This is a genomic window from Enterobacter cloacae complex sp. HYC042_NIDB (assembly GCF_056673315.1).
In genome coordinates, this window is record NZ_CP109650.1 from 1,991,316 (window position 1) to 2,011,173 (window position 19,858).

Annotated in this window: 25 protein-coding genes; 12 read left to right on the plus strand and 13 right to left on the minus strand. The window is 55.9% G+C overall.

Features of this window, described 5'->3' with window-relative positions; genetic code table 11:
• Positions 1 to 62: 62 nt before the first annotated feature.
• Entirely contained in the window at positions 63 to 989 is a 927-nt protein-coding gene (locus OKF39_RS09470) for a Kdo(2)-lipid IV(A) acyltransferase (protein ID WP_479983718.1), read from the minus strand.
• Positions 990 to 1,210: 221 nt separating this feature from the next.
• Here OKF39_RS09470 and trhO point away from each other — a divergent pair, with 221 nt between their 5' ends.
• Positions 1,211 to 2,260, plus strand: a complete 1,050-nt coding sequence (trhO, locus tag OKF39_RS09475; protein WP_192979239.1) for an oxygen-dependent tRNA uridine(34) hydroxylase TrhO — start codon at positions 1,211 to 1,213, stop codon at positions 2,258 to 2,260.
• A gap of 41 nt (positions 2,261 to 2,301) precedes the next feature.
• Here trhO and OKF39_RS09480 read toward each other — a convergent pair whose 3' ends face one another.
• The 9 genes from OKF39_RS09480 to mdtH all read right to left on the minus strand — a co-directional run bounded on the left by OKF39_RS09480 (position 2,302) and on the right by mdtH (position 8,988).
• Positions 2,302 to 2,880, minus strand: a complete 579-nt coding sequence (locus OKF39_RS09480; protein WP_028012691.1) for a YceI family protein — start codon at positions 2,878 to 2,880, stop codon at positions 2,302 to 2,304.
• Position 2,881: 1 nt separating this feature from the next.
• Complete coding sequence (locus OKF39_RS09485; protein ID WP_063942654.1) at positions 2,882 to 3,448, minus strand: cytochrome b; 567 nt, start codon at positions 3,446 to 3,448, stop codon at positions 2,882 to 2,884.
• 218 nt (positions 3,449 to 3,666) lie between these two features.
• Complete coding sequence (locus tag OKF39_RS09490) at positions 3,667 to 3,780, minus strand: YceO family protein (RefSeq protein WP_032644857.1); 114 nt, start codon at positions 3,778 to 3,780, stop codon at positions 3,667 to 3,669.
• Between the two features lie 60 nt (positions 3,781 to 3,840).
• Positions 3,841 to 4,959, minus strand: coding sequence for an N-methyl-L-tryptophan oxidase (solA, locus tag OKF39_RS09495; protein WP_047368279.1), 1,119 nt, complete (start codon positions 4,957 to 4,959; stop codon positions 3,841 to 3,843).
• Between the two features lie 116 nt (positions 4,960 to 5,075).
• Positions 5,076 to 5,330: a biofilm formation regulator BssS gene (bssS, locus tag OKF39_RS09500; protein WP_023299782.1), complete on the minus strand. Its 255-nt coding sequence runs from the start codon at positions 5,328 to 5,330 to the stop codon at positions 5,076 to 5,078.
• A gap of 272 nt (positions 5,331 to 5,602) precedes the next feature.
• Positions 5,603 to 5,848, minus strand: a complete 246-nt coding sequence (gene dinI / locus OKF39_RS09505) for a DNA damage-inducible protein I (protein WP_048959419.1) — start codon at positions 5,846 to 5,848, stop codon at positions 5,603 to 5,605.
• 74 nt (positions 5,849 to 5,922) lie between these two features.
• Entirely contained in the window at positions 5,923 to 6,969 is a 1,047-nt protein-coding gene (gene pyrC, locus OKF39_RS09510) for a dihydroorotase (RefSeq protein ID WP_479983719.1), read from the minus strand.
• Positions 6,970 to 7,095: 126 nt separating this feature from the next.
• Complete coding sequence (locus tag OKF39_RS09515; RefSeq protein WP_028012696.1) at positions 7,096 to 7,656, minus strand: lipoprotein; 561 nt, start codon at positions 7,654 to 7,656, stop codon at positions 7,096 to 7,098.
• Positions 7,657 to 7,779: 123 nt separating this feature from the next.
• Entirely contained in the window at positions 7,780 to 8,988 is a 1,209-nt protein-coding gene (gene mdtH, locus OKF39_RS09520) for a multidrug efflux MFS transporter MdtH (protein WP_479983720.1), read from the minus strand.
• A gap of 236 nt (positions 8,989 to 9,224) precedes the next feature.
• Here mdtH and rimJ point away from each other — a divergent pair, with 236 nt between their 5' ends.
• From rimJ to murJ, 4 genes are all read left to right on the plus strand, one after another.
• Positions 9,225 to 9,809 (plus strand): ribosomal protein S5-alanine N-acetyltransferase, encoded by a 585-nt coding sequence (gene rimJ, locus OKF39_RS09525; protein ID WP_013097146.1) that lies wholly within the window; start codon positions 9,225 to 9,227, stop codon positions 9,807 to 9,809.
• A gap of 9 nt (positions 9,810 to 9,818) precedes the next feature.
• Positions 9,819 to 10,466, plus strand: coding sequence for a YceH family protein (locus OKF39_RS09530; protein WP_088204995.1), 648 nt, complete (start codon positions 9,819 to 9,821; stop codon positions 10,464 to 10,466).
• Between the two features lie 2 nt (positions 10,467 to 10,468).
• Entirely contained in the window at positions 10,469 to 11,392 is a 924-nt protein-coding gene (locus OKF39_RS09535) for a Gfo/Idh/MocA family protein (protein ID WP_479983721.1), read from the plus strand.
• Positions 11,393 to 11,521: 129 nt separating this feature from the next.
• Complete coding sequence (murJ, locus tag OKF39_RS09540; protein ID WP_028012700.1) at positions 11,522 to 13,057, plus strand: murein biosynthesis integral membrane protein MurJ; 1,536 nt, start codon at positions 11,522 to 11,524, stop codon at positions 13,055 to 13,057.
• A gap of 59 nt (positions 13,058 to 13,116) precedes the next feature.
• On the opposite strand, the gene flgN is transcribed toward murJ, so the two are convergent.
• From flgN to flgA, 3 genes are all read right to left on the minus strand, one after another.
• Positions 13,117 to 13,542, minus strand: coding sequence for a flagella biosynthesis chaperone FlgN (gene flgN, locus OKF39_RS09545; RefSeq protein ID WP_028012701.1), 426 nt, complete (start codon positions 13,540 to 13,542; stop codon positions 13,117 to 13,119).
• A gap of 4 nt (positions 13,543 to 13,546) precedes the next feature.
• On the minus strand, positions 13,547 to 13,840 hold the full coding sequence (flgM, locus tag OKF39_RS09550; protein ID WP_014883360.1) for a flagellar biosynthesis anti-sigma factor FlgM: 294 nt from the start codon (positions 13,838 to 13,840) through the stop codon (positions 13,547 to 13,549).
• Positions 13,841 to 13,933: 93 nt separating this feature from the next.
• Positions 13,934 to 14,593 carry a flagellar basal body P-ring formation chaperone FlgA gene (gene flgA, locus OKF39_RS09555; RefSeq protein ID WP_049136770.1) on the minus strand — a complete coding sequence of 220 codons (660 nt, stop codon included), beginning with the start codon at positions 14,591 to 14,593 and terminating at the stop codon, positions 13,934 to 13,936.
• A 157-nt stretch (positions 14,594 to 14,750) separates the two neighbouring features.
• Here flgA and flgB point away from each other — a divergent pair, with 157 nt between their 5' ends.
• The 7 genes from flgB to flgH are packed head-to-tail and all read left to right on the plus strand — an operon-like array spanning position 14,751 to position 19,858.
• Complete coding sequence (gene flgB, locus OKF39_RS09560) at positions 14,751 to 15,167, plus strand: flagellar basal body rod protein FlgB (protein WP_008500815.1); 417 nt, start codon at positions 14,751 to 14,753, stop codon at positions 15,165 to 15,167.
• A 3-nt stretch (positions 15,168 to 15,170) separates the two neighbouring features.
• Positions 15,171 to 15,575 (plus strand): flagellar basal body rod protein FlgC, encoded by a 405-nt coding sequence (flgC, locus tag OKF39_RS09565; protein WP_013097138.1) that lies wholly within the window; start codon positions 15,171 to 15,173, stop codon positions 15,573 to 15,575.
• An 11-nt stretch (positions 15,576 to 15,586) separates the two neighbouring features.
• On the plus strand, positions 15,587 to 16,297 hold the full coding sequence (gene flgD / locus OKF39_RS09570) for a flagellar hook assembly protein FlgD (protein ID WP_041910524.1): 711 nt from the start codon (positions 15,587 to 15,589) through the stop codon (positions 16,295 to 16,297).
• A 26-nt stretch (positions 16,298 to 16,323) separates the two neighbouring features.
• The gene (gene flgE / locus OKF39_RS09575; RefSeq protein ID WP_041910523.1) at positions 16,324 to 17,532 is read left to right on the plus strand and encodes a flagellar hook protein FlgE; all 1,209 of its coding nucleotides are present in this window, start codon (positions 16,324 to 16,326) and stop codon (positions 17,530 to 17,532) included.
• Positions 17,533 to 17,552: 20 nt separating this feature from the next.
• Entirely contained in the window at positions 17,553 to 18,308 is a 756-nt protein-coding gene (locus tag OKF39_RS09580) for a flagellar basal body rod protein FlgF (RefSeq protein WP_479983722.1), read from the plus strand.
• Between the two features lie 11 nt (positions 18,309 to 18,319).
• Complete coding sequence (gene flgG, locus OKF39_RS09585) at positions 18,320 to 19,102, plus strand: flagellar basal-body rod protein FlgG (protein ID WP_000625853.1); 783 nt, start codon at positions 18,320 to 18,322, stop codon at positions 19,100 to 19,102.
• A 57-nt stretch (positions 19,103 to 19,159) separates the two neighbouring features.
• A complete protein-coding gene (gene flgH, locus OKF39_RS09590; protein ID WP_023311139.1) occupies positions 19,160 to 19,858 on the plus strand; it encodes a flagellar basal body L-ring protein FlgH in 699 nt (232 codons plus the stop codon).

Below are 19,858 nucleotides of genomic sequence, written 5' to 3' on the forward strand. Positions count from 1 at the left end.
GCCGCAATGAGGGGGAGCTTTTAAAGCTAAAATAGCATGCGGCCCTGAGGGCCGCATGAGGATCAATAGCGGGAAGGCGTGCCTTCTGGCCGCGTTTTAAAGCGTCGATGCAGCCACATGTACTGTTCGGGCGCCAGCATGATGCACTTCTCCACAACGCCGTTCATCCAGCGCGCGGTGGTTTCCGCATCTTCCAGCGGCGGCGCGAGTTCCGGCTCAAGCATCATCAGCTCGTAGCCTGAGCCATCCGGCATACGGCGGGGAACAAAGGGAACGATGGCGGCTTTGGACATCCGCGCCAGCATCCAGGTGCCGGTCGTGGTGGCGGCCCCATCAACGGCGAAGAAGGGGACAAAGACGCTGGCCTGGGGGCCATAGTCGTGATCGGGGGCATACCAGACCACTTCACCGGACTTTAGCGCGCGGATCATGCCCTTCAGATCCTTACGGTCGATCATGCTTTTGTTGGAGCGCATGCGGCCGTTGGTCTGGATGAGATCGATAACCGGGTTGTCGTTAGGACGGTAAACCCCGATGCCGGGCGCCTGCATGCCAAACATACGCGCCCCGATTTCGAGCGTCAGGAAATGGACGCCGATCAGCAGCACGCCGGTCTGATTGGCCTGAAGCGTATGCACCGGCTCCATACCGGTGCCTGTAACCTTGCTCCAGCGGGCCATACGTTTGTCCGACCAGAACCACGCCATTCCGGTCTCCATGAGACCCATGCCGACGGATTCGAAATTCTTCGAGACCATATCATGGCGCTCTGCCTCGCTCATCTGCGGAAAGCACAGCTCAAGGTTACGATACGCGATGCGGGCGCGGCGCTTCATAAGCGTTTGCGCGAGTCGGCCTAATGATGTACCTAACCGGAAGATAACAGGGTAGGGAAGCTGTACCAGTAGCCATAAAAAGCCAATGCCAAGCCAGGTCATCCAATAGCGGGGGTGCAAAAGGGCGACGGTAAATTTTGGTAACTGGGTCATGTCTTTCCTGTATTCAAACGTCCTGTTTCGCTATTGTCGCATTTTTTGAGACGTAGCCAAAATATCTGCCGTCGAAACCTGCACGACGACGGCAATTGTTAAGCCTGATTCATCAGGGTGTGTGAAATGTAGCGTAAATTGTGTGGATGTAAATTGGTTTTGTTTGCTATATGATGCCGACCGATTTTGATTCTCTCTGACGATTGCAGGACTTGTACACCATGCCAGTGTTACACAACCGCGTTTCGAATGAGATGTTAAAGGCGCGCATGTTGGCTGAAACCGAACCGCGCACGACCATCTCCTTCTACAAATACTTCACCATCGACGATCCGCAGGCGACCCGCGATGCGCTTTATCAGTCCTTCACGGCGCTGAACGTATTCGGCCGCGTCTACCTTGCCCGCGAAGGCATTAACGCGCAGATCAGCGTGCCGGAAAGCAAAGTGAATGCGTTCCGCGACGCGCTTTATAGCTTCGATCCTGCCCTCAACGGCTTACGCCTGAACATTGCCCTGGATGACGATGGAAAATCGTTCTGGGTGCTGCGCATGAAGGTGCGTGAACGCATCGTGGCGGACGGTATTGACGATCCTGAGTTTAACCCGGCGGACGTCGGCGAATATCTGAAGGCCGCGGAAGTGAATGCGATGCTGGACGATCCGGATGCCGTGTTCATTGATATGCGTAACCACTACGAGTACGAAGTGGGGCATTTCGAAAACGCGATGGAGATTCCGGCCGATACCTTCCGCGAGCAGCTGCCTAAAGCGGTGGAGATGATGCAGGAGCATAAGGATAAAAAAATCGTTATGTACTGCACCGGCGGTATCCGCTGTGAGAAGGCCAGCGCGTGGATGAAGCACAATGGGTTCAACAAGGTCTGGCACATTGAAGGCGGTATTATCGAGTACGCACGCCGCGCCCGTGAGCAGGGCTTACCGGTACGCTTTATCGGTAAAAACTTCGTCTTTGACGAGCGCATGGGCGAGCGCATTTCAGAAGATGTGATTGCCCAGTGCCACCAGTGCGGCGCGCCGTGCGATACCCACACCAACTGCAAAAACGACGGTTGCCACCTGCTGTTTATTCAGTGCCCGGCCTGTGCCGAGAAGTTTAACGGCTGCTGTAGCGAGCTGTGCAGCGAAGAGAGCGTCCTGCCGGAAGAAGAGCAGCGTCGTCGTCGCGCGGGGCGTGAAAACGGTAATAAGATTTTTAATAAATCACGCGGCCGTCTGAATACCAAACTGGGTATTCCTGACCCGGAATGATAATAACGCCCGGCACGGCGAAAGCCTGCCGGGCGAATCTATTACGACTTCTGCTGCACACCTTCAACGGAAATAACCAGCTCAACGTCCTGCGACGCCGGGCCTAAATCCGTTGTGATATTAAAATCTTTCAGGTGAATTTTACCCGCCGCTTCAAAACCTGCGCGTTTTCCGCCCCACGGATCGTCGCCCTGACCGATCAATTTCGCATCCAGAGTAACGGGTTTGGTTACGCCATTCAGCGTCAGATTCCCGGTAATAGCCAATTTATCACCGTCTTTCTTAACTTCCGTGGAGGTGAAGGTGGCCTGTGGGAATTTTGTGACGTTGAGGAACTCTGCGCTGCGCAGGTGTTTATCGCGCTCAGCATGGTTCGTGTCGACGCTGTTCGTATTAATGGTCACATTGACTTTATCTGCCGCAGGATTTTTCTCGTCAAAAGTAAATGTGCCGTCGAAATCTTTAAAGGTACCGTACAGCCAGCTGTATCCCAGGTGCTGAATGCGGAAATTGACGAAAGCGTGCTGGCCCTCTTTATCAATTTTATAGTCAGCCGCTACGGCAGAACCGGTGGTGAATAACAGAGAACCGAGGGCAATACCCAGCAGGTGTTTTTTCATTTTATGCTCCAGAGTCAACTGACGAGCGGCCAAGCATGCGCTTAAGCGTATCGTCTTTATCAATAAAATGGTGTTTAAGGGCGGCGAGCCCGTGCAGTACGGACAGGATCACCACGCTCCAGGCAAGCCAGAGGTGAATGACGCCTGCCGTATCGGCCTGAGCCCCGGCATCGCTGAGCGTTGCCGGAACCTCGAACAGGCCAAAAACGCTAATCGGTTTGCCGTCTGCCGTTGAAATGAGATAGCCGCTGATCAGAATGGCGAAGAGCAGCGCGTAGAGCGCAATATGCGCGGCAACGGCGCTGACGCGGGTTATTTTTCCATATGTCTTTAGTGGCGCGGGCGGTGGGGAAATATGTCGCCAGATGGCGCGAAATACCAGCCCCAGCATCAGCAGAACCCCGATGCTTTTATGCAGCTCGGGTGCCTGATGATACCAGCCATCGTAATAGCTGAGCGTGACCATCCAGAGTCCAAGTCCGAACATACCATAGACGGCAATGGCAAATATCCAGTGCAAACTTATGGATATTATTCCGTAGCGCCGGGAGGAGTTACGCAATTGCATCAGAATGTCCATTTTCAAATTAACCGAAAGGTAAAAATGAACGGGAAGTCGCGATATTGCAACTGAAATAATTGACTATTGATTTTTATTTTATTTATTTCAGCGATTTTGAAAAGAAACGGCGAGATTAATTCAATGGCTTCGTGCAAGACATATTTAGCAGAAGAAAAAATCTTAAATAAACATAAAGTAACGTCAGTTAACGTCAATTGTCACTTTCAATAAAACACAATGTATATAACATCAACGATAGCGAGCAGCGCCCACAATAAGATATAGAGCATAAAGTGTTCGCGAATGTTATTGATGAGGAAATCCACTATCCTGCGCATAACGCCCCACAATTGAGTACGAAGAAAACGGGCCCCGATACCGCCGGAGCCCGTGGCCGATTATCCGTTAAAACGCGAGAGTGAGAACGGCGTCAGATCAAACTGTGGCGTGATACCCTGGGCAAACTGCGCGGCGATTTCACCCAACACCGAAGCGAACTTAAAGCCGTGGCCACTCAGCCCGGTAATCAGCAGGGTGTTGTCATGTCCCGGCAGCGTATCAATGATAAAGTCTTCATCCGGCGTGTTGTCATAGGTGCAGGCTGCGCCATAAAGCAGGCCACCGACGCCCGGGAGAATATTGCGCAGGAACGAGAAGGCTTCTGAGCCGTCCTGCGGGCAGGCGCCAAACGGCTTGCGCTCCTCAGGTGAGGAGATGACCTGCCCGCCGTTGTGTTTTCCAATCTTGAGAGCGTCCTTCTCGGAAGGGAAACCGTAGAACTGATCGCCGTTGGGTAACTCGCCGGTAAACGCCGGGAATTTATTTTGCGCGCTGTAACGCCCGTCAGACTGGAACCAGGAGAAGACCTTGCGTACCGGCTGGATCGGCAGGTCCGGGAGCAGGCGGGTAACCCAGGTTCCTGCGCTAATAAGCAGGCGGGAAGCCGAATATTCCCCGTCTACGGTTTTCACCGTAACGCCGTTTGCATCATGCGTGATGGCCTCTACGGGGCAATTGAACAGCTGCGCACAGCCCGCTTTGGCGGCAAGATCGACCCAGGTTTTGATCGCCGTTTCACAGTGCAGCACACCGGAGTTGGCTTCAAAGAGGCCGATATAATCCTCCGGGACAGTAATTTCAGGCCAGCGCGAGGTAATGGCCGCCGCGTCCAGCTTCTCAACGTCAAGATTAAAGGCTTTCGCGCTGCGTTCGACGTTGGCGAGAAATTCTGAACGGGCCGGACCGAGGTTGATGATCCCTGTGCGTTCGAAAATGCGCTCTTCAGTCTGTTTCGCCAGCTCGTCCCACAGCGTCTGGGCGCGAAGCACCAGCGGAACGTAGCGCTCCCCCTCGCCATAGGCATGTCGAATGAGACGGGTGTCGCCATGATGGCTACCTTCGCTATGCGGCGGCAGGTGGGCGTCAATCATCAGGACGTTTAGCCCTGCCTGCGTTGCGTAATAACCGGCGGCCGATCCAACGGAGCCGCTACCAATAATGATTAAGTCGTATCTCATATGCATCTCGTAAACTTACGGTTTGTTAGCAGAGTAATTAACAACGCGGGCGTAAACAAGCGGGAAATAAATAAGGCACCGCGAGGGTGCCTGTTGAGTGAAAAGTGGGCATAAGGTTAGTGCCGTTTATACTCATTTTCCTGATAGTCGCCAGATTCTATTTTTGCAATGCCTGCCTCTAAAATAGAAATAAACTGACGGGCGACGTCTGTTGTTAGCCACAGCGTCTGTCCCACTTCCGCTTCGTCACGGTTGAGTTGATTTGGGGTCTGGTAGTGCAAACGCAGCATCAGTGCATCGTAGCTATCTACGGTACTGATATCCCAGCCTACAAGCGGATGGGTCTGGATGACTTCGTTATTCTTTTCCATTATAACCCCCTTAATGCGTGTTAGAAGACAACGGCTCTGAGGTTCAATGCATGTTTTTCTGAAAGCTTCTTCAGTATACCAAGTAATAAGGGTTCCAAAGGGAAAAATAAACAGGTAGCAACACATTTTTCTGCTTTTTAGGATTGTTCGAACAATAAAACACCATCTCGTTCACGATTTTTTAAGAACACGCTGAATTAATTTGAACTTTCGAAATTACAGGCAAAAAAAAGCCGGGGCGACCCGGCAAAAAACACAATGAGGGAGCAGTGTTAATCGGTAATGAACCAGTCGTCTGCGCTTTCCCACGTTTCCTGCAGGATTTCGCTAATGCGATCTTTATCTTCTTTTGCGGCACCCATGACGGAGAGGTTGTTCGCTGCGGCGTAACGCACCGTTACGGCGCCCGAGTTGTCGGGAAAGGTGTTGTTAATACGACGGGATAATTCGCCTGCCAGAGCGTCAAGCGCGCCGGCAGGCAGAACGGTAGTTTTGGCTATGGTGACTTCAATACGCATAAATGCCCCCTGTGTAATATGCTGTTTATTTATACAGGCATATTGTCGGTTTGACAACAAGGGGCGTTGATTTTTTAGCGTTTTACCGTCCAGCTTACGGTTTCACCTGCCAGGAAGGGGATCAGCGTGTCATCCGTCAGCGCGATAGACTCTTCAACCTGGCTCGCTTTGCGCTCCAGCTCAATGAAGGTGTCATTGACCGGAAGGCCGTAGAAGCGCGGGCCGTTGAGGGAGCAGAACGCTTCGAAATGTTCCAGCGCGTTCATCTCTTCAAAAACGGTTGCGTAGCTGGCAAGCGCCGTTGGGGCGTTGAAACAGCCCGCGCAGCCGCAGCTTGCCTCTTTGCGATGGCGGGTGTGAGGCGCGGAGTCCGTGCCCAGGAACGCACGCGTGAATCCGCTGGCGACCAGCTCGCGCAGCGCCTGCTGGTGAACGTTGCGCTTGAGGATCGGCAGGCAGTACAGGTGAGGGCGCACTCCGCCCACCAGCATATGGTTACGGTTAAACATCAGATGCTGTGGGGTGATGGTCGCAGCGATCAGCTCGTTACCGTCGCGAACATACTCTGCCGCGTCTTTGGTGGTGATATGCTCAAAGACCACCTTAAGCGCCGGCAGGCGCTGGCGCAGGGGCTCCATCACGGTTTCGATAAAACGGGCTTCACGGTCGAAGATGTCAATCTCCGCATGCGTTACTTCACCGTGTACCAGCAGCGGCATGCCCAGTTTCTGCATGCGCTCCAGCACCGGCATGATGGCATCAATACTGGTGACGCCGTGGCTGGAGTTGGTGGTGGCGTTCGCCGGGTAGAGTTTCGCCGCCGTAAATACGCCTTCGTTAAACCCGCGTTCCACTTCGTTCGGATCCAGTGAATCGGTCAGGTAGCAGGTCATCAACGGGGTGAAATCATGTCCCGCCGGAACGGCATCCAGAATGCGCTGACGGTAGGCAATGGCGGCATCGACGGTGGTGACTGGCGGAACCAGGTTTGGCATGACAATCGCGCGGCCATAAATTTCACTGGTATAGGGCACGACGGTTTTCAGCATATCGCCATCGCGCAGATGGATATGCCAGTCGTCTGGGCGGCGGATTTTAAGAACCTGGGGTTGTGCAGTCATGGAAGCTCCGGCTTGTCAGGAATCAGTCATAAGGATGGCTGTTTTTGCCGGACACAAATCATAAGCGGAAACGTTTTCGTTTGCACACTTTTCCGTAAAAAAAAGGGCGCCGCAGCGCCCTTCAGGTTAATCGGTGAAAGGAATAACGATCTCTCCCGGTTTCACCTCTATCCCTTTTGCGTATTTCTTCGCGAGGGCTTCACCCTTGCTGTTGTCTTCGCTTAAGACGTACGCCGGCTGCTGGTTAAAGTAGTTTCGCAGCGACTGGTTCAGATAGGGCATCAGGGTTTGCAGTACCGGCGCCATTTTGTCCGGCGAAACCTGTGCATCGACCACTTCCATCTCCTGCAGGAATATCGCCCCTTTCTCTTTGTTGAAAACGGGGAGCGCCTTCAGCTTGAGCTTGATGTTGGCTTTCTGATTGCCAAAAAGGGACGTCATATCAAGCGCGGCATCGCCTGCGAGAGTGACTTTATTCGGCTCTTCGCGACCAATCTGGCTGGTGAGATTGGTGAGTACGATGTGGGCATCGGCCAGCCCCGGCACGCCAATGTCTTTAGAGAAATTGTTATGTTTTTCCAGCGCCTGATTAATTTCCTGCTCACTGACGGTATATTGCGTAAGCTGGTTACAGCCCACCAGCAGACCGCTGACAACGAATGCCGCGGCTAAGACAATTTTCTTCATAGTGCTCCTCAACGAAAAATCGGCGCTTCTGTCCTGTTACGCCAGTATGTCAGCGTGAATGGGCAGAAACCAGCAGAAAAAACTGAGAAGTGGGGCGGGAGAGGCTCCCGCCCGAGGGAAAGGCTACGCGCCAGGCTCGAGCATGCCGCTCGCGCTGCGTTTCTGGCTGAACTGCCACCACAGGGCGAGAAGCGTCATGACGCCCACCACGCCGAGCATCATCCAGGGGAGTTCCGGCTGGTTCAGCGCTTTGCCGGCATCGAACAGCCAGCCGCCGCCGGCGTAACCCAGCGCACCGCCAAAGGCCAGACCCAGGCGGCTGAAGCCCATATAGCTGCCGCGCGCACGCGCATCCGCAAGCGAGGCGCTCAGCGTTTCGCGGGCGGGCTCGGCGATGATGGAGCCGATATAGAAGGTGCAGATCAGCGTAAAAAGCTGCTGAAGCGTGTTTACCAGACCGATCGGCATCATGCTCAGCGTCATCAGAAACAGCCCGGCCATCAGGCGATGCTCCAGGCGAAAACGCCGTTCACTCCAGCGGGCAATCGGATAAAGCAGCGTTAATGAAAGGCAGGCTTCGATGGCGTACATCCATTTTACGGCAGCAGGCGTGCCCGCAATATCGTTCACCATGATTGGCAGCATCAGCATCACCTGTACGGCGAGCATGTAATAGCCGGTCAGGGTCAACACGTAGGTGACAAAACGCCTGTCGCGCAGGACGCGTCCTAGCCCCTCGCGCACCGGGGCTTTTACCGTCGACAGCTTCCAGGCCGGAAGGTAGAGGCCGTTAAACAGGGCGCACAGAATAAACAGCACCGCCCCGGCCGCGCAAACCAGACGGAAATCGTACTGCAGCAGCCAGCTGGCCAGCAGGGCGCCAACAACCGCCCCGGCGCTGTCCTGCATCATCAGAATGGAGAAGAAGCGGCCGCGGTGCTGAGGACGAATCAGCTTTACCACCAGCGCGGTGCGCGGCGGGTCAAACAGAGTGCCACCGATACCGGAGAGAAAGCAGGAGAACCACAGCAGCCAGGGCTCGTGGGCGATCGCCATCGTGGCAAAGCCTGCCGCGCGGAGCAGCATACCGGTCACGATCATCGGTTTAGCGCCAAAGCGGTCGGCAATAGCCCCGCCAAAGACGCCCAGACCCTGCTGGACAAACTGACGTAGTCCTAGGGCAATCCCAACCATTAATGCAGCCCAGCCCATTTGATCGACAAAGCGGATCGATATCAATGGAAAAACGACAAAAAAGCCGAGCACGACCAGCATGTTATCGACGAGCAGGAAATATTTACCCAGGCTCCTGGCCTGTGATACGCGGGACATTTTCCCTCCAGGGAAAATAAGAAGGTGAGCACGCTAACATTCTGCGGTGTCGCCGCGTTTTTTCCCACCCCCGGGCGCGACAATATTTTTTTATCAAAGCGGTGCTTTGATAGAGAGTTCTCATCGAAAAATGTGAAAAGAGGTCAAAATGGTATGTCACTGTTTTCACAGACGGCACGGGCGCAGGTATAGTAAAGCTAATGGGTAAGCTGAAGTGACGGGAAGGAGTGGTATTGATGTTTGGCTATCGCAGTAATGTGCCAAAAGTGCGTCTGACAACGGACAGGCTGGTCGTTCGTCTTGTGCATGAGCGTGATGCCTGGCGTCTGGCGGATTATTACGCCGAGAATCGCCAGTTTTTAAAACCCTGGGAACCCGTTCGGGATGAGAGCCATTGTTACCCCTCCGGCTGGCAGGCACGCCTCAGCATGATCGCTGAATTTCATAAGCAGGGCAGCGCGTTTTATTTCGCGCTGCTGGATCCAGAAGAGAAAGAGATTATTGGGATCGCCAATTTTTCAAACGTGGTGCGGGGATCGTTTCACGCCTGCTACCTTGGCTATTCCATCGGCCAGAAATGGCAGGGGCAGGGGCTGATGTACGAGGCGTTAACGGTAGCCATCCGCTATATGCAACGCACGCAGCATATCCATCGCATTATGGCGAACTACATGCCGCATAATCAGCGCAGCGGGAATTTGCTGGCGCGTTTAGGGTTTGAGAAAGAGGGTTATGCCAAAGACTATCTGCTGATAGACGGAGAGTGGCGCGACCACGTTCTGACGGCATTAACCACCCGTGACTGGACCGCAGGTCGTTAAGGAGAAAAGATGAAGTATCAGCTAAACGGTACGGAAGCGCGCGTGATTGGGTGCTTACTCGAAAAACAGGTCACCACGCCGGAGCAGTATCCGCTCTCTGTTAACGCCGTGACCATGGCCTGCAACCAGAAGACCAACCGCGAGCCGGTGATGAATCTCAGCGAGCATGAGGTTCAGGACGTGCTGGATGCGCTGGTGAAGCGCCACTATCTGCGCACCGTCAGCGGCTTCGGCAACCGCGTGACCAAATACGAGCAGCGCTTCTGTAACTCCGAATTTGGCGATCTGAAGCTGAACAGCGCGGAAGTGGCGGTTATTACCACGCTGCTGCTGCGCGGGGCGCAAACGCCGGGGGAACTGCGAACGCGCGCTTCCCGAATGCATGAGTTCAGCGACATGCAGGAAGTCGAACAGACCCTGGAAGGGCTGGCCGCGCGTGAGGATGGCCCTTACGTGGTGCGCCTGGCGCGCGAGCCGGGTAAACGTGAGAGCCGCTATATGCATCTCTTCAGCGGCGACGTTGACGCCGCAAGCGTGGCGACGGAATCGAGCCCTGCAACCCGTGACGACCTTGCCGCGCGCGTAGAGGCGCTGGAAGACGAGGTGGCCGGGCTGAAACAGCGTCTGGATGCATTGCTGGCACATTTGGGAGACTAACGGTGAAAAAATTACGCATTGGCGTGGTGGGGCTGGGCGGTATTGCGCAGAAAGCCTGGCTGCCCGTATTGGGCGCTGCGTCTGACTGGACGCTGCAAGGGGCATGGTCACCCACCCGAGAAAAGGCAGAACGTATCTGTGAAACCTGGCGTATCCCGTATGCGGCATCGCTCCAGGATCTGGCCCGCGAGTGCGATGCGGTCTTTGTGCATACCTCAACGGCAACCCACTATCAGGTGGTGAGCGAGTTGCTCAATGCGGGGGTTCACGTCTGCGTGGATAAACCTCTGGCGGAAAATGTTCAGGACGCTGAACGGCTGATTGAGCTGGCGGCACGTAAAAAACTGACGCTGATGGTCGGTTTCAACCGCCGCTTCGCGCCGCTTTACCAGCAGCTGAAGGTGCAGTCCGGCAATATGGCCTCGCTGCGCATGGATAAGCACCGCACCGACAGCGTGGGACCAAACGATCTGCGCTTTACCCTTCTCGATGACTACCTCCACGTGGTGGACACCGCGCTGTGGCTGGCTAACGGCGAAGCGCTGCTGAAAAGCGGCACTCTTGTCACCAACGAACAGGGGCAGATGGTGTATGCGGAACACCATTTTGCCGTTGAGCATCTTCAGGTCACCACCAGCATGCACCGCCGCGCGGGCAGCCAGCGGGAATCCGTGCAGGCGGTAACCGACGGCGCGCTGTACGACGTTACCGACATGCGTGAATGGCGGGAAGAGAAGGGCAGCGGCGTGGTGATGCAGCCGGTCCCCGGCTGGCAAAGCACTCTGGAGCAACGAGGTTTCGCAGGATGTGCCCGCCACTTTATCACCTGCGTGCAAAATCAGACGGTTCCTGAAACGTCCGGCGAGCAGGCCATTCTGGCTCAGCGCATTGTGGAACGACTCTGGCGCGAGGCCATGAGTGAATAACTCGCTGTAACATCTGCGGATAGTAATTCGTTGAAATCGGGTTAGACTAAGCGCCGCTTGTTGGCTTTGCCGGGTGGCGTTTGTGCGTTCCCGGTCTATAAATCCGTATGGTTCTGGAAATTCACGTTAATGAACTTATTAAAATCGCTGGCGGCCGTCAGCTCGATGACCATGTTCTCTCGCGTTCTCGGTTTTGCGCGCGATGCCATTGTGGCAAGGGTCTTTGGTGCAGGGATGGCAACGGACGCCTTTTTCGTGGCGTTCAAGCTGCCGAACCTGCTGCGTCGCATTTTTGCTGAAGGGGCGTTCTCCCAGGCGTTTGTGCCCATTCTGGCGGAATATAAAAGCAAGCAGGGTGAAGACGCGACGCGCGTGTTTGTCTCTTATGTCTCCGGGTTGCTGACGCTGGCGCTGGCCGTGGTGACGGTAGTCGGTATGCTGGCCGCGCCCTGGGTCATTATGGTGACCGCGCCCGGCTTTGCCGACACGGCGGATAAATTTGCCCTGACCTCGCAGCTTCTGCGCATTACCTTCCCCTATATTCTGCTGATCTCGCTGGCCTCGCTGGTGGGGGCGATCCTGAACACCTGGAACCGCTTCTCCGTTCCGGCGTTTGCGCCGACGTTTCTCAACGTCAGCATGATCGGTTTTGCGCTGTTCGCCGCGCCGCACTTCAACCCGCCGGTGCTGGCCCTGGCCTGGGCGGTCACCGTGGGCGGCGTGCTGCAGCTGGCTTATCAGCTGCCGCACCTGAAAAAAATCGGCATGCTGGTGCTGCCACGCATCAACCTGAAAGATGCCGGGGCGATGCGCGTTATCAAGCAGATGGGGCCCGCCATTCTTGGCGTCTCCGTCAGCCAGATCTCGCTGATTATCAACACCATTTTTGCCTCTTTCCTGGTGTCGGGTTCCGTCTCGTGGATGTACTACGCTGACCGCCTGATGGAGTTCCCGTCCGGCGTGCTGGGCGTGGCGCTGGGGACCATCCTGCTGCCGTCGCTGTCGAAAAGCTTTGCCAGCGGCAACCATGACGAATACTGCCGCCTGATGGACTGGGGCCTGCGTCTCTGCTTCCTGCTGGCCCTGCCAAGCGCGGTGGCGCTGGGGATCCTCGCCAAGCCGCTGACGGTATCGCTGTTCCAGTACGGAAAATTCACCGCGTTTGACGCCGCGATGACCCAGCGCGCGCTGGTCGCTTACTCGGTGGGATTGATGGGGCTGATTGTCGTCAAAGTGCTGGCACCAGGATTCTATTCACGTCAGGACATTAAAACGCCGGTGAAAATTGCCATTGTAACGCTGATTATGACGCAGCTGATGAACCTGGCATTTATCGGCCCGCTGAAGCATGCCGGCCTGTCGCTGTCTATTGGTCTGGCGGCCTGTCTGAATGCCGGGCTGCTTTACTGGCAGCTGCGCAAGCAGGATATCTTTACGCCGCAGCCGGGGTGGGCAAGTTTCCTCGTGCGTTTGGTCGTGGCGGTGCTGGTGATGTCTGCGGCACTCATCGGGATGATGTACGTCATGCCGGAGTGGTCTCTGGGCACGATGCCTTATCGTCTGATGCGGCTGATGGCCGTGGTGGGCGTTGGGGTGGTAGCGTATTTTGCCACGCTCGCCGTGCTGGGCTTCAAAGTGAAAGAGTTTACCCGCCGGACGGCATAAACGCCAAAAGGGGAGTTCACCTCAGGGTGCTCCCCACTGCAAGATTTGTCGCTTACGCGTCAAATCGAAATCTTTTTTACACCCGCAATACGTGCCGTCGCCGTCTGACCATCCGCGCCGTACAGTCCGGTTTCTTTATGCGGCTTCAGCACCTCAAGCGCCTGCTGATTACGCTCTATCTGGCCTTCAAGCAGCCAGCCGTTATGCTGGTTGAGATCGCGCAGATGCTGGGTTTTTTCAGTAATGGTCTGCCAGCGCTCGGCAATATCGTCATTGGCGCTGCGCTTCGAGTCCTGCTCGGCGCGGCGCTGCTGCTCCAGATAATCCAGCGTGGCCAGCAGCGAACTCTTATCTTCAGTAATACGCTGCAGCGCGCTGCCGTTAATGTGACCGGAAGAGAGATGCTGTTGTTCAGCATCCATTACCGTTTTCAGGTCGTTCAGGACAACCGTCATTTGATCCAGTATTTCTGACAGTCGACTCATACGGTTAGTTACTCTGTAAGAAACTCTGTGCTTCCTGAATCAGGGCATCAGCGATTTTGCTGGTGTCCATTTTCAGCTCACCGTTGCGAATAGCCGTTTTCAGCGCTTCAACACGTTCCATATTGATATCGTTGCTGCCTGGCTGCATCAGTTTTGCCTGGGCATCGCTCAGGGTCACGCTGGTGCTGTTAGACGTTGACGGTTTTTCCAGACGCGTTTTCTGAGGGGTAGCGTCGTTCGTTTCGCGAGGCTGTACAGCGCTTACCGGCTTCAGGGCTGATGTACGATCAATGCTCATAGTGTTGTCCTCATCGAGGGTTCGCGGCGTTTGCGCCTGACATCATCATTAGTGGAATATTTATCGGCACGCGCCGCGAAATCTTTAAAAAGATTATAGGTTAATCAGAATATTCCCATCAGAATCGACGGTTCCGCTCACCACCTGGCCTGAGGACATTCTGACGCGGGCGTTTTGCGCTACCGCGGCATTGTTCAACGCTTTCCCTTCACTGTTGATGCTAAAGCCGTCTCCGTTGGCAACGACCATCACCTGCTGTCCCGCTTTGACACGCCACGCCTGGCGCAGCATGGAGATCTGAATCGGCTGGCCCGGCGCGACATCGCGCAGGCTGACGGCGTCCTGTGCCTGGTTAATGTCCAGCATTGTCCGCGGCGGGAGCTGATCCAGACGCCCGCGCTTTAACGTCACGCTGTTTGCCTGCAGGGCGCTGCCACGCACAATGGGTACGGCGGCGACAACATAATTGCCCGTCGCCTGAACTGCAACCTGTAAATAGCGTTTTTCGTTGGCGCAGCGTGCCAGGACGTTCACATTGCCCCACAGCTTCGTGGTCCCCGTCACGCTGAATGACGGTTGCTCGCAGGTCGGATACAGATTCGGCGGCGTGCGGATGGTCACGTTAACGTCATCGCTAAAGCCCGCCAGCTTCTGGGCAAAAAAATTCGTCAGCGCATCCTGTAAATCCCCGGCATTCACCAGAGGGCTAAACAGCAAGAAAGTTGCCATCAGGCCACGTTTTAACGTTTGCATCGCAAGTTCCACCGTTTCCAGAGTTGGATGAATTCTACCTGCAGTGGTTTTGCATCAACGGAATAAATAGCGACGCATTTTGTGCTTATTCCGTCGATAGGGGAGACCGGGTGAGATTTAAGCTGTGAACTGAAATTTTGCCATCAGCGGAGGAGACATGCTCGATAAACTCGACGCCGCGTTACGTTTTCAGCAGGAAGCGCTCAATTTACGCGCCCAGCGGCAGGAGATTTTAGCCGCCAACATCGCTAACGCCGATACGCCCGGGTATCAGGCGCGCGATATTGATTTTTCCAGTGAGCTCAAAAAGGTGATGGAGCGTGGACGTGCCGAAGGAACCGGTGTTGCACTCGCCATGACATCCTCTCGCCATATTCCCGCTCAGGCGATGACCGCGCCAGCGACCGATTTACTTTATCGCATCCCTGACCAGCCTTCACTCGACGGTAACACCGTGGATATGGACCGGGAGCGTACGCAGTTTGCCGATAACAGCCTGAAATACCAGACGGGCCTGACCGTACTCGGCGGACAAATCAAAGGCATGATGAACGTCCTGCAGGGGGGCAACTGATAAATGGCCTTGCTGAATATTTTTGATATCGCCGGCTCGGCGTTAACCGCCCAGTCCAAACGTCTGAACGTGGCCGCCAGTAACCTGGCGAACGCCGACAGCGTGACCGGACCTGACGGACAGCCTTATCGTGCCAAACAGGTTGTGTTTCAGGTCGACGCTGCGCCAGGCGCGGCAACGGGCGGCGTGAAGGTGTCTGACGTGGTTGAGAGCCAGGCGCCGGACAAGCTGGTGTATGAGCCAGGTAACCCGCTCGCGGACGCTAACGGATACGTGAAGATGCCAAACGTGGATGTGGTAGGCGAGATGGTGAACTCCATGTCGGCGTCCCGTAGCTACCAGGCGAACGTCGAAGTGCTTAATACCGTGAAGAGCATGATGCTCAAAACACTCACTCTCGGCCAGTAAAGGAGACATGCATGTCCATCGCCGTAAATGTGAATGATCCGACGAACACGGGTGTTAACAACACCAAAAGTTCGACAAGCTCCAGCTCCCTGACGGGAAGCAATGCCTCCGATTTGCAGAGCAGTTTTCTGACGCTGCTGGTGGCGCAGCTTAAGAACCAGGATCCGACTAACCCAATGCAGAACAACGAACTGACCACGCAGCTTGCGCAGATCAGTACCGTGAGCGGCATTGAGAAACTGAACACCACCCTCGGTTCCGTCTCCGGTCAGATTAACAGCGCTCAGTCCCTGCAGGCGGCAAGCCTGATTGGTCACGGCGTAATGATCCCGGGGACCACGATCCTGGCGGGCACCAGCACCACCGACGGTACATCGACCACCACCACTACGCCGTTCGGCGTTGAATTGCAGCAGGCGGCTGACAAAGTGACGGCGACGATCACCGACTCAACCGGCGCCGTGGTTCGCACCATCGACATCGGCGAACTGAAAGCGGGCGTTCACACCTTTACCTGGGACGGCAGCCTGACCGACGGCACGAAAGCACCAAATGGCTCCTACAAAGTCGCGATTAGCGCCAGCAACGGGACAACCCAGCTGGTGGCGCAGCCGCTGCAGTTCGCGCTGGTTCAGGGCGTGATTAAAGGGGGCGACGGCAACAAACTGGATTTGGGTACCTCCGGTACCACCACACTCGACGAAGTTCGGCAGATTATCTAAGCCTTAACACTTATCAGGAGTAAGTCATGGCCTTTTCTCAAGCGGTCAGCGGCCTGAATGCTGCGGCCACCAACCTGGACGTCATTGGCAACAACATCGCCAACTCCGCGACCTATGGTTTCAAATCCGGTTCTGCGTCTTTTGCAGATATGTTTGCCGGTTCCAAAGTGGGTCTGGGCGTAAAAGTTGCGGGCATCACTCAGGACTTTACCGACGGTACCACCACCAACACCGGTCGTGGCCTGGACGTTGCCATCAGCCAGAACGGTTTCTTCCGTATGGTCGATGCAAACGGCTCGGTGTTCTACAGCCGTAACGGCCAGTTCAAGCTGGACGAAAACCGTAACCTGGTGAACATGCAGGGGATGCAATTAACGGGGTATCCGGTTGCGGGAACGCCATCAACGGTTCAGACCGGTGCGAATCCACAGGCGATTAATATCCCGACCACGCTGATGGCCGCGAAGTCCACCACCACGGCTTCCCAGCAGATTAACCTCAACTCCACCGATGCCGCACCAACCGCCGCCTTCGATCCGGCCAACCCGGATACCTACAACAAAAAAGGTACGGTAACCGTCTTTGATAGCCAGGGTAATGCGCACAACATGAACCTGTTTTACGTCAAAGATGCGACCCCGGCGAACTCCTGGAAAGTGTATGCCCAGGACGGCAGCGTGGCAGGCAGCGCGGCGGCAGTGGCCACGACCTTGACCTTCGATAATAACGGTACGTTGATCGGGGGTGGAAACATCAACATCACTACCGCGACTATCCCAGGTGCGGACCCGGCGACCTTCGCGATGAGTTTTGCTAACTCCATGCAGCAGAACACCGGTGCAAACAATATCGTGGCGACCAACCAGAACGGCTTCAAGCCGGGCGACCTGGTCAGCTATCAGATTAACGATGACGGCACCGTCGTCGGGAACTACTCCAACGAGCAGACTCAGGTGCTGGGCCAGATCGTGCTGGCAAACTTCGCCAACAACGAAGGTCTGAAGTCCGAAGGGGATAACGTCTGGTCTGCCACGCAGTCTTCCGGTGTTGCCCTGCTGGGCACCGCGGGCTCCGGTAACTTCGGCACGCTGACCAACGGCGCGCTGGAAGCCTCTAACGTGGACCTGAGTAAAGAACTGGTGAACATGATTGTCGCGCAGCGTAACTATCAGTCGAATGCGCAGACCATCAAGACCCAGGATCAGATCCTCAACACGCTGGTTAACCTGCGTTAAGCGGCTAACAGGAAAGCGCAATGGATCACGCAATATATACCGCGATGGGCGCGGCAAGTCAGACGCTCATCCAGCAGGCCGTTACCGCCAGCAACCTGGCAAACGCCTCTACGCCGGGCTTTCGCGCGCAGCTGAATGCGCTGCGCGCGGTGCCGGTAGAAGGGCTCTCCCTGCCGACCCGTACGCTGGTGGCGGCATCCACCCCGGGCGCAGACATGACGCCAGGGCAGATGGATTACACCTCACGCCCGCTGGACGTTGCTCTGCAGCAGGACGGCTGGCTGGCGGTGCAAACGGCGGACGGTGGCGAAGGCTATACCCGTAACGGGAATATCCAGGTCAGCGCGACCGGCCAGCTGACGATTCAGGGGCATCCGGTGATGGGTGAAGCGGGCCCGCTGACCGTGCCGGAAGGCTCTGAGCTGACCATCGCCGCGGACGGCACCATCTCGGCGCTGAACCCGGGCGATCCGGCCAACACCGTTGCCCCCGTCGGGCGTCTGAAGCTGGTCAAAGCGGAAGGCAAAGAGGTGCAGCGCGGCGACGACGGCATGTTCCGTCTGACCCAGGCAGCTCAGGCTACCCGTGGTGCCACATTACAGGCCGATCCGAGCATCCGCGTGATGTCCGGCGTTCTGGAAGGCAGCAACGTTAAGCCGGTAGCCGCTATGAGCGACATGATCGCCAGCGCCCGTCGTTTTGAAATGCAGATGAAAATTATCAGCAGCGTGGACGAAAACGCGGGCAAGGCTAACCAACTTCTGTCGATGAGTTAACAGGACTCTTTATGATCAGTTCTTTATGGATCGCGAAAACTGGCCTGGACGCGCAGCAAACCAACATGGATGTGATTGCCAACAACCTGGCAAACGTCAGCACCAATGGTTTCAAGCGTCAGCGCGCCGTTTTCGAAGATTTGCTTTATCAAACCATCCGCCAGCCGGGCGCGCAGTCTTCTGAACAGACGACGCTGCCGTCAGGCCTGCAGATCGGTACCGGCGTTCGCCCGGTGGCGACCGAGCGTCTGCACAGCCAGGGCAACCTGTCTCAGACCAACAACAGCAAAGACGTGGCGATCAAAGGCCAGGGCTTCTTCCAGGTGCAGCTGCCTGACGGGACCTCTGCCTACACCCGTGACGGTTCCTTCCAGGTCGATCAGAACGGTCAGCTGGTGACGGCGGGCGGTTTCCAGGTTCAGCCTGCGATCACCATTCCGGCGAACGCCCTGAGCATTACCATCGGCCGCGACGGCATCGTGAGCGTGACCCAGCAGGGGCAGGCCGCTCCGGTCCAGGTCGGACAGCTCAACCTGACCACCTTCATGAACGATACCGGTCTGGAAAGCATTGGTGAGAACCTCTACACCGAAACGCAATCCTCCGGCACGCCAAATGAAAGTACGCCAGGCCTGAACGGTGCGGGGCTGCTGTACCAGGGGTATGTCGAAACCTCCAATGTGAACGTGGCGGAAGAGCTGGTGAATATGATCCAGGTCCAGCGCGCGTATGAAATTAACAGTAAAGCAGTCTCTACGACCGATCAGATGCTGCAGAAACTGACGCAACTCTAAGGTGTAGCCCGGTGCGGTAAACCCCGCACCGGCTCCCTGTTTTCGAAGATGAAGGCAATGCAAAAAAACGCGGCGTTTCGTTATCCGATACTGACTGTTCTGGCCGTCACCCTCAGCGGGTGCGCTTTGATCCCGTCTAAACCATTGGTCCAGGGTGCGACGACTGCCCAACCCGTTCCTGGCCCTGCGCCAGTTGTAAACGGCTCCATTTTCCAGACCGCGCAGCCGATTAACTACGGCTATCAGCCGCTGTTTGAAGATCGCCGCCCGCGTAATGTCGGCGATACATTGACCATTGTGCTGCAGGAAAACGTCAGCGCGAGCAAGAGCTCGTCGGCGAACGCCAGCCGCGATGGCAAAACCAATTTTGGCTTTGACACCGTTCCACGCTATCTGCAGGGCCTGTTCGGCAATGCCCGTGCGGATGTTGAGGCCTCCGGCGGCAACACCTTTAACGGTAAAGGTGGCGCGAACGCCAGCAACACCTTCAGCGGTACGCTGACGGTCACGGTTGACCAGGTGCTGGTTAACGGCAATTTACACGTCGTGGGTGAAAAGCAGATCGCCATTAACCAGGGCACTGAATTCATTCGCTTCTCGGGCGTGGTAAATCCACGCACCATCAGCGGCACCAACACCGTTCCGTCCACCCAGGTGGCGGATGCGCGCATTGAGTACGTCGGTAACGGCTACATTAATGAAGCGCAGAATATGGGTTGGCTGCAGCGCTTCTTCCTTAATTTATCGCCGATGTAA